The sequence below is a fragment of the Paenibacillus sp. TCA20 genome, from assembly GCF_000732325.1.
GTDB classification, from domain to species: domain Bacteria; phylum Bacillota; class Bacilli; order Paenibacillales; family Paenibacillaceae; genus Paenibacillus; species Paenibacillus urinalis.
Genome location: NZ_BBIW01000011.1, coordinates 153,670 through 165,820, shown reverse-complemented (window position 1 = coordinate 165,820; position 12,151 = coordinate 153,670). Strand labels below are relative to the sequence as shown.

12 protein-coding genes are annotated in these 12,151 nt (G+C 47.9%); 9 read left to right on the top strand and 3 right to left on the bottom strand.

All coding sequences use genetic code 11. The annotated features are described in order from the left end of the window. Window positions 1-149 precede the first annotated feature (149 nt). From hisS to TCA2_RS19625, 5 genes are all read left to right on the top strand, one after another. Window positions 150-1,394, top strand: coding sequence for a histidine--tRNA ligase (gene hisS, locus TCA2_RS19650; protein ID WP_047913316.1), 1,245 nt, complete (start codon window positions 150-152; stop codon window positions 1,392-1,394). 494 nt (window positions 1,395-1,888) lie between these two features. After that, window positions 1,889-3,667 (top strand): aspartate--tRNA ligase, encoded by a 1,779-nt coding sequence (aspS, locus tag TCA2_RS19640; RefSeq protein WP_047913314.1) that lies wholly within the window; start codon window positions 1,889-1,891, stop codon window positions 3,665-3,667. Window positions 3,668-3,689: 22 nt separating this feature from the next. Continuing rightward, window positions 3,690-4,436: a ThiF family adenylyltransferase gene (locus TCA2_RS19635; protein ID WP_047913313.1), complete on the top strand. Its 747-nt coding sequence runs from the start codon at window positions 3,690-3,692 to the stop codon at window positions 4,434-4,436. A gap of 182 nt (window positions 4,437-4,618) precedes the next feature. Beyond that, the gene (locus TCA2_RS19630) at window positions 4,619-5,920 is read left to right on the top strand and encodes an NCS2 family permease (RefSeq protein ID WP_047913312.1); all 1,302 of its coding nucleotides are present in this window, start codon (window positions 4,619-4,621) and stop codon (window positions 5,918-5,920) included. A 143-nt stretch (window positions 5,921-6,063) separates the two neighbouring features. Further along, entirely contained in the window at window positions 6,064-8,229 is a 2,166-nt protein-coding gene (locus tag TCA2_RS19625) for a 3'-5' exonuclease (protein ID WP_047913311.1), read from the top strand. Between the two features lie 56 nt (window positions 8,230-8,285). Here TCA2_RS19625 and TCA2_RS19620 read toward each other — a convergent pair whose 3' ends face one another. The 3 genes from TCA2_RS19620 to TCA2_RS19610 are packed head-to-tail and all read right to left on the bottom strand — an operon-like array spanning window position 8,286 to window position 9,689. After that, complete coding sequence (locus tag TCA2_RS19620) at window positions 8,286-8,723, bottom strand: hypothetical protein (protein WP_047913310.1); 438 nt, start codon at window positions 8,721-8,723, stop codon at window positions 8,286-8,288. Between the two features lie 32 nt (window positions 8,724-8,755). Further along, the gene (locus tag TCA2_RS19615; protein WP_047913309.1) at window positions 8,756-9,214 is read right to left on the bottom strand and encodes a hypothetical protein; all 459 of its coding nucleotides are present in this window, start codon (window positions 9,212-9,214) and stop codon (window positions 8,756-8,758) included. After that, the gene (locus tag TCA2_RS19610) at window positions 9,198-9,689 is read right to left on the bottom strand and encodes a hypothetical protein (RefSeq protein WP_047913308.1); all 492 of its coding nucleotides are present in this window, start codon (window positions 9,687-9,689) and stop codon (window positions 9,198-9,200) included. The genes TCA2_RS19615 and TCA2_RS19610 overlap by 17 nt, the downstream gene beginning before the upstream one ends. A gap of 143 nt (window positions 9,690-9,832) precedes the next feature. On the opposite strand from TCA2_RS19610, the gene TCA2_RS19605 reads away from it, so the two are divergent. The 4 genes from TCA2_RS19605 to crcB (TCA2_RS19590) are packed head-to-tail and all read left to right on the top strand — an operon-like array spanning window position 9,833 to window position 12,148. Next, window positions 9,833-10,018 carry a hypothetical protein gene (locus TCA2_RS19605; RefSeq protein ID WP_047913307.1) on the top strand — a complete coding sequence of 62 codons (186 nt, stop codon included), beginning with the start codon at window positions 9,833-9,835 and terminating at the stop codon, window positions 10,016-10,018. 32 nt (window positions 10,019-10,050) lie between these two features. Next, window positions 10,051-11,370: a replication-associated recombination protein A gene (locus TCA2_RS19600; RefSeq protein ID WP_047913306.1), complete on the top strand. Its 1,320-nt coding sequence runs from the start codon at window positions 10,051-10,053 to the stop codon at window positions 11,368-11,370. Then, entirely contained in the window at window positions 11,367-11,771 is a 405-nt protein-coding gene (gene crcB / locus TCA2_RS19595; protein ID WP_047913305.1) for a fluoride efflux transporter CrcB, read from the top strand. The genes TCA2_RS19600 and crcB (TCA2_RS19595) overlap by 4 nt, the downstream gene beginning before the upstream one ends. Further along, window positions 11,768-12,148 carry a fluoride efflux transporter CrcB gene (gene crcB / locus TCA2_RS19590; protein ID WP_047913304.1) on the top strand — a complete coding sequence of 127 codons (381 nt, stop codon included), beginning with the start codon at window positions 11,768-11,770 and terminating at the stop codon, window positions 12,146-12,148. Before crcB (TCA2_RS19595) ends, crcB (TCA2_RS19590) begins: the two co-directional genes overlap by 4 nt. Window positions 12,149-12,151 lie beyond the last annotated feature (3 nt).

Genomic DNA, 12,151 nt, shown 5'->3' with positions numbered 1-12,151 from the left:
TCTCTCGTCCCTGTTTCATGTATGAAACAGGGCGGGAGATTTTTTTGTTTTTAAATTATGTTTGAATCAAAAGTATTATGAAATTGATTCGTTTTCAAGAAAATTTAGATACAAGTATGATGACTTGGATAGTGATGGAGGGATGTAAGATGGCTTTTCAAAAACCGACAGGGACACAGGATTTGCTGCCAGGTGTGGTAGAGAAGTGGCAATATGTTGAGAGTAAGGCAAGAGAGCTGTGCGGGCGGTTTAACTACCGAGAGATTCGCACACCGATATTCGAGCAGACGAACCTGTTTGAACGGGGTGTAGGAGAAACAACGGATATTGTAGAGAAAGAAATGTACACGTTCAAAGATAAGGGCGATCGAAGCATGACGCTTCGGCCGGAAGGAACAGCAGGAGTTGTGCGCTCCTACGTGGAGAACAAGCTGTACGGAGAGCCAGATGTGACGAAGCTATATTACACAGGCCCGATGTTCAGATATGAACGGCCGCAGGCTGGACGCCAGCGTCAATTTCACCAGTTTGGAGTGGAGGCGTTTGGTTCGGTAGACCCTGCGATTGACGCAGAGGTTATTGCGCTCGGATATCAATTTTGCCGGGAGCTGGGACTCCAGGGCGTTAACGTGGAGCTGAACTCGGTGGGTAATGCGGAGAGCCGGGCAGCATATCGTGAGACCCTGCTGGCCTTCCTGAATCCGATGAGAGAATCACTGTGTAAGGATTGTCAATCCCGGATGGATCGGAACCCGCTGCGTGTGCTCGACTGCAAAGTGGATCAGGATAAATTTACAGATGCGCCTTCTATTCTGGACAGCCTGAGTGAGGAAGAAACGAACCACTTCAAGAAGGTACAAGCCTATTTGGACAGCATGGAAATTCCTTATACGTTGAATCACCGTCTTGTAAGGGGACTTGATTATTACACGATGACTGCGTTTGAGCTAAAAGCCGAAGGTATCGGCGCTATTGACACTATTGGCGGCGGCGGTCGATATAACGGTCTTGTAGCTGGTATTGGCGGCCCGGATCAGCCGGGTATCGGTTTTGGTATCGGTCTTGAGCGTATCCTGCTGATTCTGGATAAGCAGGGAGTGGAGCTTGATGCGGTGAAGCCGCTGGATGTTTATTTCGTTGCCCTTGGCGAAGCTGCTGAAGCCGAGGTGACAGCGCAGCTGTTTAAACTGCGCCAAGCTGGATACAGCGGAGAGCGCGATTATTTGGGCCGGAAGATGAAGGCCCAAATGAAGTCTGCCGATCGCCTGAAGGCGCGGTATACCGCGATTCTTGGCGAGGATGAGCTTGAGCGGGGAGAAATCACGCTCAAGTCAATGCAAGACGGCGAGCAGCGTGTTGTGAAGCTCGCCGACCTGGTCTCCGCGCTGCAATAGTGCAGCAGCGCTCCATGCTTGCATGAAGCGAAGCAATGCAAGATACGCCGAAGGCTACCAGGGTTTTCACGCCCTTGCCTTGCATGAAGCGCAGCGATGCAAGCCACGCCGAAGGCTACAGGGGTTTACCCGGCTTTCATCTTGCATGAAGCAAAGCAATGTAAGACACGCCGAAGGCTAAAGGGTTTACCTGCCTTTGACCTTGCATGAAGCGAAGCAATGCAAGTTACGCCGAAGGCTACAAGGGTTTTCATGCTCTTGGGGAAGCGGGGTCCTAACCTTTGCAGCTTCGCTGCAAAGGTTAGGACGGTAGCGCTCCCACCACCAACGTAAGTTTTTTCACCTTCCACCAACTGTTGCATCTGCTGCAGCTTCCGGGTGTCCAGAGGGCAGGCGCCATCTGGGGTCCTCCCTGTCAGGGAGGATTTAGGAGGGTGACTTTAATAAGTTTCCTAAACATTTTATATAATTTTTGATCAAAAAGGAGAATGAAGATGCAAAGAAGTCATCAATGCGGAACACTCACGACCGAGCACATCGGTCAAACAGTTACACTGAACGGTTGGGTACAGACTCGCCGTGACCTCGGGGGCGTGCTCTTTATTGATCTGCGTGACCGCAGCGGTATCGTACAGATCGTATTTAACCCGGATTACTCCGGCGAGGCGCTCAAAATTGCTGACCGTGTCCGCAGTGAATACGTTCTGGCAGTGACAGGAACGGTAGTAAAGCGTGATGAAGAGACGGTTAACCCGAACCTGCCAACAGGCTTGATTGAAGTACAGATTACAGAGATTGAAGTGCTGAATGCATCCAAAACACCTCCGTTCTTTATCGAAGACGGAATTGAAGTGGATGAATCCCTTCGTTTGAAATATCGCTATATGGACCTGCGTCGTCCGGAAATGCAGGAAACGCTTCGTCTGCGTTCCAAAGCAGCCAAGGTATTCCGTGATTACCTGGATGAGAAAGAGTTTATTGAAGTAGAAACACCAATTCTGACAAAGAGCACACCGGAAGGTGCACGGGATTACCTGGTGCCAAGCCGTGTGCATGAAGGCGAATTTTTCGCTTTGCCACAATCACCGCAAGTTTACAAGCAGCTTCTGATGGTAGGTGGTCTTGAGCGTTACTATCAAATCGCCCGCTGTTTCCGTGATGAGGATCTTCGTGCAGACCGTCAGCCGGAATTTACGCAGGTCGACATTGAAACTTCCTTCCTCCAGCAGGATGAGCTGCTGCCAATGATGGAAGAGCTTATGGTTAAATTGTTCCGCGAAACCAAAGGAGTCGAGATCGAAACTCCGTTCCAGCGTATTACTTATGCAGATGCCATGGGTAAATATGGTTCTGACAAACCAGATCTGCGCTTCGGCATGGAGCTTGTCGAGCTGAACGATATTGTAGCCACGAGCGGAGTAAAAGTGTTTGCTTCGGTTATCGAAAAAGGCGGAGAGGTTAAATGCCTGAACGCCAAAGGCTGTGGAACGTGGACTCGTAAAGAGATTGACGATCTGGGACCTTATGCAGCACGTTATGGGGCGAAGGGTCTGGCTTGGATCCAAGTGAAGGAAGGCGAATTCAAGGGGCCTATCGTGAAATTCATGTCACCTGAAGAAATCGAAGCGATCAAGGAACGTACAGGTGCAGAGGACGGAGACTTGCTTCTGTTCTCAGCTGACAATAAAAAAGTAGTAGCAGATGTGTTGGGCGCACTGCGTTTGAAAATCGGCCGTCAGCTTGGTTTGATCGACGACAATAAGTTTAAATTTGCTTGGGTAGTGGATTTCCCACTCCTGGGATACGATGAAGACGAGAAACGTTATGTGGCAGAGCATCATCCGTTCACGCGTCCGAAGGAAGAGGATCTGCACTTGTTCGATACCGATCCGGGTCAGATTCGTGCTCAGGCTTATGACTTGGTACTGAACGGTTATGAAGTAGGCGGCGGCTCTATGCGTATCTTTAAACGGGATGTACAAGAGAAAATGTTCGGTGCGCTTGGTCTGTCCACGGAAGAAGCTTACGATAAATTTGGTTTCTTGCTGGATGCATTTGAATACGGCACGCCTCCACATGGCGGTATCGCGTTCGGTTTCGACCGTTTGGTTATGCTGCTTGCAGGACGTAACAACCTCCGTGAAACGATTGCATTCCCGAAAACAGCAAGCTCTACAGACTTGCTCATGAACGCGCCGTCGGAAGTAGATACGAAGCAGCTGGAACAGCTTCATATCCGCGTTTCTCGCAAGCCCAAAGCGGAAAAGAACTAAGTAAGGGGGACGAATTGTCACCATGCTACATCAATTTTCAAGAACGGAACTTGCGATTGGACCGGAAGGCCTGGAGAAGCTGAAGAACAGCACTGTTGCTGTTCTCGGCATCGGGGGCGTCGGCTCAATGGCCGTGGAAGCTCTGGCTCGTACCGGGGTAGGACGGATTATTATGATTGATAAGGATGTCGTCGACATTACGAATATCAATCGTCAGATCCATGCCCTAACGACGACGATTGGTCAGAAGAAAGCAGATCTGATGGTAGATCGGGTGAAGCTGATTAATCCGGAGATCGATGCTATTGCGCTTAACATGTTCTATACGGAAGAAACTTACGAGGAATTGTTTAAATACGAGCTGGATTATGTACTGGATGCCTCCGATACAATTATTTACAAGATCCACTTAATCAAGGAGTGTATGGAGAGAGGAATTCCGATGATCTCCAGCATGGGAGCCGCCAACAAAATGGATCCTTCCAAGTTTCAGGTTGCCGACATTTCCAAGACCTCCATGGATCCGATGGCTCGTGTCATTCGTAACAAACTGCGCAAGGAGCACGGGATTAAAAAAGGTGTAAAAGTCGTCTTCTCTACAGAGCAGCCGATGAAGCCGCGTCAGGATGTAACGGATAAGATTGTTCCGGAAAATGCACCTGAGATCCGAAAAGCAAAACAGCCACCTGCAAGTAATGCTTTTGTGCCTCCTGTTGCAGGACTTATCATGGTCAGTGAAGCCATCAAGGATTTGCTTGCCGAGAAATAAGAAGCTTAAGCCGATGCTTTCAGGTTTAAAATGAGCACAAACTGAACAAGATAAACTTGTTCCCGCGTGGATACCAGCGTATGGTATTCACGCTTTTTTTCTTTGTATGGAGTATTTGAGTATCTGAGCATTTGTATGAATATCTGATAACTGTAATGAAGTGAGAGAAAGGATTAGCGTATATGAAACAAAAAAGTCTGTTCCGATGGGTTGGAATGAGACAAGGAGATGTGCTCAAGAAAGAGCTTGGAGCAGGAATTATCTCCTACTTCTCTGTTGTTTATATTGTAATGGTCAATGCGTCTATTCTGGCGGATGCAGGTATGCCGCTGCAGGCAGCGATGGTGGGAACCTTGTTAACTTCGATTGCCGGCTGTCTATTCATGGCGTTTATCGGCAAATCACCGATTATCGTAGTTCCGGGAATGGGAATTAACGCATTTTTTGCTTATACACTGGTGCATTCGATGAAATTGACTTGGCAGGAAGCATTAGCGGTGGTCACGATTACGGGCATTCTGTTTGCGGTTGTCGCCTTTACGAACCTGTATAAAGTGATAAGTGAAGCGATCCCTCATAATCTACAGCATGGCATCACGGTGGGGATCGGCTTGTTCCTGACCTTTATCGGTCTTCAAAAAAGCGGGATCGTTGTCGCGCATCAAACGACCTTTGTAACGATCGGCCATTTTGATGATCCTGGTGTGCTGACCGCTTGTCTTACCTTACTGTTAGCTTTTGTGTTGTTCGTGAGAAATGTGCAGGGCGGTCTTCTTATTAGCATGGTCGCAGGTACGATATTGGCCTATGTACTTGGTGCTGCAGAAGCCCCATCTCAAATGATGTCCGCATCCGAGCCCATACGAGAGTATGGACAATTGTTTGGAGAGCTGTCTTTTACAGGGCTGGTGAATCTATCCTTCTGGATTGCGGTCTTCTTGCTGCTGCTTATTGTTGTATTTGAAAATATTGGACTCATTGCCTCGCATACGAACATTACTCAGCGTCCGGAGACATTTAAAGGAAGCCTTCGGGCACTTTCCATTACGAATGTGTTTGCAGGAATTTTCGGTACAAGTCCTGTAGTCGCAGCAGCCGAGACAACGGCAGGAATTGCTGCGGGAGGACGAACCGGGCTTACGCCGCTCACGACAGCGGTATTGTTTGGAGCTACATTTTTGTTCATCCCATTATTAACGCTCATACCGGACAGTGCAATTGCACCCATTCTGATCATTATCGGAGGTCTGATGGTACAAAGCGTTAAGGATATCAAATTCTCGGATTATACCGAAGCCTTTCCTGCATTTCTGATTATGGTGATGATTCCCTTCACCTATAGCATTGTAGATGGAATGGCATTTGGATTCATCGCGTATCCCGTAGCTAAGCTGGCGGCCGGACAAGGAAGGGAAGTGCCTAAGGTTATGTATTTCATAGCCGTACTCTTCCTGCTCAATTTTGTAGTGTATGCCTTGTTGTAAAAGAGGCTTATACCACACCATGACGAAGTCTAGGCCTCTCCGGAAATGAATGGCTTTTCTTTATTTTTTGTGGTATATTAGTACTCCTTTTGCTGTACGGACACGTCCGAGCTGCAAAATAATTCTTAGGAGGTAACTGAACTATGGATGACACGATTCAAAGTGCCTATCAAGAAGAGGAGCAGAGGCTTAAAGATACGATGAAGGAAGTCGATCAGCAGCTTGCGAAGCTTCAGTCGGTTCCGGTATATACCGGGCATGACTTTACGGAGCAGGTACTGGAGGCGGGACGAGAGGAACGCAGACAAAGACTTTCTAAGAGCGTAAAGGAGCCCTATTTCGGACGTCTTGATTTTGAAGAGCTCGGCACTGGCAGTTCAAAACCGTTATACATTGGCAAAGTCGGCGTAGATCGTGAAGAATACACAGATCAGCCGCTGGTCATTGATTGGCGGGCGCCAGTGGCGAGTCTCTTTTATTCTTTTACCGGCGGAGATGGACCCGCAGAATATGAATCGCCGGAAGGCATCATTGAAGGTCTCGTTTATTTGAAGCGGAATATTGTGATTCGCCAGCAGATTCTTGAGCGTGTGGCCGACACCTATAATCGGGATAGTGACCAGCCTGCCGTATCTGATGAGTTCCTCGTCTATCGACTTGGGGAGAATAAGGACAATAAGCTGCGAGATATTGTATCAACAATTCAGGCCGAGCAGGACCGGATTATCCGGGCCGCCCGGAACACAGCGCTCATTATTCAGGGGGTTGCAGGTAGTGGTAAAACAACCGTTGCGCTGCATCGTTTAGCATTTTTGCTGTATCAGTACAAGGAGCAGGTATCGGCAGAGAAGATGATTATTTTTGCCCCCAATAATATGTTCCTGGATTACATTTCAAACGTTCTGCCTGAGCTCGGTGTGGGTGATATTCAGCAGAGCACCTTCTCGGATTGGGCGATGAATTTGCTGGACCTGGAGCTGAGATTGGCTGATCCTGCAGAGACGCTGTCTTATTGGTTCGAGGGTGAAGGAGAGCTGCCGGAGATTACGGAGGAAGTGCCGGGACGGTTTAAGGGATCTATCGCATTTATGGAAATTCTCCGTGACTGCATTAAGAGGATGGAGATCAGCTCGGTACCGGACATGGACTTCTCACCGTGGGACGGCGCTGTGCTTCCGAAAGCAGAGATTGTGAAGTGGTTTGAGGAAGAGTATAAACCTTACCCTCTCGCGAAGCGCAAAGAACGAGTTATGGCCCGGGTACATCGCTGGATCGAAATGGAGCTCAAAAAGGCGCCTTCGGCAGCTGTACAAAAAGAGTGGAAGAAGAAAGCCTCAACACGCGAGAAGGCGTATGGCAACAAATGGCCGAAATACGAGCCGCTTACACTCTACAAGCAGATCTTCAAAGCAGCCAAAGGTGCAAGCCCCATGCCGGAGGAAGCCGTCAGCCAGATTCCAAAGTCTGTGTTAAAGTCGACAGCACTTGATTTGAAGAACAATGTCATTCGCGAAGAGGACCTTCCGGCGCTCGTTTATTTGCATGTACTGGTGCATGAGGTGGATGGTAATCAGCGCTTTGATCATGTGGTCATTGACGAGGCGCAGGATTTCTCTCCATTTCACATCGCACTTCTGGATCTGTTCGTCAAAGGGCACTCCTTTACGATCCTCGGCGATTTGTCCCAGGGCATTCATGCCTATCGAGGCGTGCATCAGTGGGAGGAAATGAGCTCACTTTTTGCACCGGAGTATAATGATTATTTTGCGCTGACCCGAAGCTATCGATCTACGATGGAAGTCATTGAGTTTGCTAATACGATTCTGGAAAAAGGAGTTCAAAGCGGCATCACCGCTGTACCCGTGTTCCGGAGTGGAGACGGTGTTCGGCTCATTGATTACGGACAAGAGGGAAGAGAAGCTTCCTTGAAAAAAGCAATGGAGACGCTCATTGGCAAGGACTACCGGACGGTATCCATCCTGACACGCTCTCTGCGGGAAGCTAAAGCCCTGCATGAGCGGCTTCGGTCAGAAGGACTGGAGGTTAATCTGATCGATGACGGCAAGAAGCAATATGAGGGCGGTTATTCAGTGCTTCCGGTGTATCTGTCCAAGGGACTGGAATTCGATGCTGTCATTGTTGCTGACGCGGACCAAGCTCATTATGGCAGCAGTGCATGGGACGCCAAGCTCTTATATGTCGGCTGTACGCGTGCGCTGCATGAATTGTGGCTCATGAATGGTGAGGACCGGCCTCACTACGTGGAGCAGGATAACGATGAGGTTGTTGTTGATGGCTGGCCGGAGTAAGGCTGGCAGTTAATTAGGTTGAGAACCGTAAGTCGCACCCATGATATGGATGCGGCTTATGTGTTCTCGGCTTTTTTGTTTCGGAGGGTGAAATACCCGAGAATATATCGAGCCCATATTACAGTAAATAAGATGGTGGTAAAGACTTTGATCTGAACAGAGGACCAATCGACAGGTCTTGGTATGCCGTTTATTTTAGGTCTGGGATTCAGCTCATTGAACAGCATATCGACTTGTAGAAGTATAACAAAACCGATACCGAACAAGCCGAAAAGATATTGCTTTCGCATTTTGAGCAGCTTTTCATCCGTCACACTGCCCAGCAGCTCATGCTTCTCTTGCCATATCATATAGATCCCTGCACCTGCAGTAAATAAAGTGAGAAGTACGAAATCAAGACTTAACAGACGGTCAGCCTCGTGAACGAACGTACGGATGAGGAATATACCAATTCCTACAATATAAAGAACCATGCTTATCGTTTTCTTAGACATGCAGCTCTCCTTCTTCTATTTCAATTAGGGATTTACTCTATGTTCGAGATATCCTTCTGCTTGAGCTTCTTCAGAAGCTGTAGTCCTGCGATCGAGCGTATCAGGAACAATGAGAAAAAGATAATACCCAGAAGATATAACTGTGCCGAGTCCCAATCAATGGGCATTACTCTTCCATCAAACACTTCTCGAGTAAGATCATCCTGAAGCCTGGGTATATACAGCAGGAGCCAGACGATGGATACAATTAAAGTATAATAAGTGCCGGATTTAAATTTTTTGATTTTGTCCTCATCTCTCTCGTTCAACAGCTCACGAAACTCCAGAATGGAATAGCATAGGAATGAACTACAGCTGGCTAACGCGATTAAAATAATTGGAAAATCCCATAAGGGACCGTCCGATTGCAAAAATGTTACACTGAACAGTCCAGCAGCAAAGCAGAAGATACTAATAATTAAAGCCAAGTTTTTCTTAGAGATGGTCAGCATCCTCCTTAATAATCTCATTTTGATTCTCCAATGCACGAGAGAAGGAACGAATAACAAGAGTTGAACGAAGAGCAGTAAAGACGGCAGCCGTAATGATATAGAAACGAACCATTATATCAAACCAATCTGGTTTTGAATTCAGCAGATCTCCAACAGGTCCAGTCGTCGGCACAGGAGGATGAAATTGCAAATAAATTAAATGGCTGCCCAGCAATATAATGACGATTGAACATAGAATGATGACCTTGTGACCACGAGACCATTTCACCATTTCCATCTTCGAATAAGTTCTGTTCTTCAAATTGCGCTGCTCCGTGATAAGACCATACAGAAGCACACCGATAGTGACTAACAGACATATGGCATACTCTGCATACAAAATATGACCGTCCAGTTTATAAGTGAAGAAGAATCTTCCGCCGAAAATAACCAGAGTGAGCGTAAGCAGACTGGCCGCGGACGTTCGTTTAAGCATGTGCATACCTCCCTATTTAGAGAGAACGTATTGAACAACCGTATAGTTAGATTTTACCATAATGAATTCCGATAAAGGATTTAGGATTGAATAAATCGAATTTTTGAAAAAGAGAAGTTTAAAGCTTCATGGAGGTGGTAGTTATGAAATGCGGAGCGAGAAGATACGTGATTGTCATTGATACGGAAGAAAGTGAGTTCAAGGAAATCATTGTCAAAGCCAGAACCGCCATCGAAGCGAGAAAAGTCATCCGCAAACAGTACGGACCTAAGATTAAAATTACTAGCGTGTCACTCCTAAATCAGGAACAGGAAGGACATGTGTTATGATAGGGTAAGCACAACTTAAGGGAAGTGAAATGATGGATTTATTCTCATACAGCCAGGATGCGGAGCCGAAGGCACGGCTGCTTGCTGATCGCATGCGTCCGCAGAGCCTGGATGAATATATAGGTCAGGAGCATATTGTCGGACCCGGGAAGCTGCTCAGACGGGCGATTGAGGCAGATCAGGTCTCATCCATCCTGCTGTACGGCCCTCCGGGCTGCGGCAAAACGACACTCGCACATATTATTTCTCACCATACCCAAGGGGAATTTGTCCGGCTGAATGCAGTCGATGCCTCCGTCAAAGACGTGAGGGAGGTCATCGAGCAGGCCCAAAATAATAAGTCCATGTACGGCACAAAGACGATTCTCTTCCTGGATGAGGTACACCGTTTCAACAGCTCTAGACAGGATGCTTTGCTGCCCGCGGTGGAGAAGGGAACCATTATCTTCATCGGCGCAACGACAGAGAATCCCTTTCATTATGTGAATGGAGCTTTGCTCAGCCGTTCAACCTTGTTCCAGCTCGAATCACTGACCAAGGAGCATTCACTCCTCGCCATGCGGCGTGCTCTTCATGATTCAGAGAAAGGACTCGGGTATATGAAACTGGAAGCGGATGAGGATGCCCTTCTTCATATCGCTTCCATGGCAAATGGAGACATTAGAAGGGCGCTGAATGCATTGGAGCTGGCAGCGCTGACGACGCCGCCTGAGTCAGACGGTACCATTCATATTACACTTGCGGTAGCCGAGGAATCGATTCGCCGTCCCATCGTCAAAGCGGATGAGTCAACACAGTACGATGTACTGTCCGCTTTTCACAAAAGCATTCGGGGCTCCAGTGACGCAGCACTTTTCTGGTTCTTGTATGCGGTGGAGAAGCTGGGGATGGATCCAATGACGTTCATACGCAGGCTCATTGCCGCGGCGAGCGAAGATATTGGTCTTGCCAATCCACAGGCGATGGTACAGGCTGTATCTGCCCTTGAGGCTTACCGCAACAACGGCTGGCCGGAGGCCAAGCTGAACATTGCGCAGGCCATCCTGTTCGCGGTCGAGAGTCCAAAGTCCAACCGAGTGTACACTGCTATAGCGAAAGCAATGGCTACGATGGATGAATTAAAATCGGCGGAAGTGCCTCTCCATCTAAGAGACGGACACTACAAAGGCTCTGTTCAGCTTGGACATGTGGGTTACAAATATCCGCACAATTATCCGGGGCATTATGTAGAGCAGCAATACTTGCCGAAGGAGATTCAGGATGAAATCTTCTACGAGGCAACGGAGCAAGGCAATGAATCCAAAATCAAGCTGAATCAGGAGCGGAGAAGAATCCGGAATCAAAGAGGATGAAGGAGCTTATTTACATCGGAATCGGCGGATTTGTGGGAACGGCAGCCCGGTATGGGGTACAAGATTTGATCCAACCGGAAGAAGGTTTATTTCCTCTGGCTATATGGCTGATTAACATGGCAGGCTGCTTCTTTCTGGGCTGGTTTTTCACAGTTACTCCAGGTAAATGGAGTATGGGGCCCGAACTGAGGTTATGTATTGGCACCGGATTTACCGGTGCTTTTACTACGTTCTCTACCTTCACGGTGGATGTTGTCCGATTAGCTGGCATGAGTGAGCTGTTCCTTGGATTATTGTATGTGGTTCTGAGTGTAGCGATCGGAATCATCATGAGTGAGTTAGGATTGCGATTGGGCAAATGGATGTTAGGCAAGGCAACACGGAAGGAGAACACAATATGATCTGGGCTGCTGGAGTAGGGGGCATGGCAGGCGCGATGCTCAGGTATGCGCTTGGAAAAATCATCACTCGTAAGGCAGCCGCTGCAGGATCATCGTTTCCTTGGGGGACCTGGTTGATTAATATCAGCGGATCCTTGCTGCTTGGGATCCTGTATGTGCTCACCGTGGAAGGCATATTGCCATCGTTAGGGTGGGCAGTGCTCGGCATTGGATTTTGCGGAGCATATACGACATTTTCTACCTTCGGGTATGAGACGATGCAGCTTATAAGAGCGGATAAAAGTATACAGGCAGCATTATACGTCATGAGTTCTGTAATCGTGGGAATAGCTGCTGCATTCGCAGGTATGTGGTTAACTTCATTCATCGTTAATTAAAAA

Coding starts and splice junctions, on each gene's coding strand:
- crcB (WP_047913305.1), top strand. CDS start 11,367: ATGAAGGAGCTTATTTACATCGGAATCGGCGGATTTGTGGGAACGGCA.
- TCA2_RS19630 (WP_047913312.1), top strand. CDS start 4,619: ATGAAACAAAAAAGTCTGTTCCGATGGGTTGGAATGAGACAAGGAGAT.
- TCA2_RS19610 (WP_047913308.1), bottom strand. CDS start 9,689: ATGCTTAAACGAACGTCCGCGGCCAGTCTGCTTACGCTCACTCTGGTT.
- crcB (WP_047913304.1), top strand. CDS start 11,768: ATGATCTGGGCTGCTGGAGTAGGGGGCATGGCAGGCGCGATGCTCAGG.
- TCA2_RS19615 (WP_047913309.1), bottom strand. CDS start 9,214: ATGCTGACCATCTCTAAGAAAAACTTGGCTTTAATTATTAGTATCTTC.
- TCA2_RS19625 (WP_047913311.1), top strand. CDS start 6,064: ATGGATGACACGATTCAAAGTGCCTATCAAGAAGAGGAGCAGAGGCTT.
- aspS (WP_047913314.1), top strand. CDS start 1,889: ATGCAAAGAAGTCATCAATGCGGAACACTCACGACCGAGCACATCGGT.
- hisS (WP_047913316.1), top strand. CDS start 150: ATGGCTTTTCAAAAACCGACAGGGACACAGGATTTGCTGCCAGGTGTG.
- TCA2_RS19635 (WP_047913313.1), top strand. CDS start 3,690: ATGCTACATCAATTTTCAAGAACGGAACTTGCGATTGGACCGGAAGGC.
- TCA2_RS19600 (WP_047913306.1), top strand. CDS start 10,051: ATGGATTTATTCTCATACAGCCAGGATGCGGAGCCGAAGGCACGGCTG.
- TCA2_RS19620 (WP_047913310.1), bottom strand. CDS start 8,723: ATGTCTAAGAAAACGATAAGCATGGTTCTTTATATTGTAGGAATTGGT.
- TCA2_RS19605 (WP_047913307.1), top strand. CDS start 9,833: ATGAAATGCGGAGCGAGAAGATACGTGATTGTCATTGATACGGAAGAA.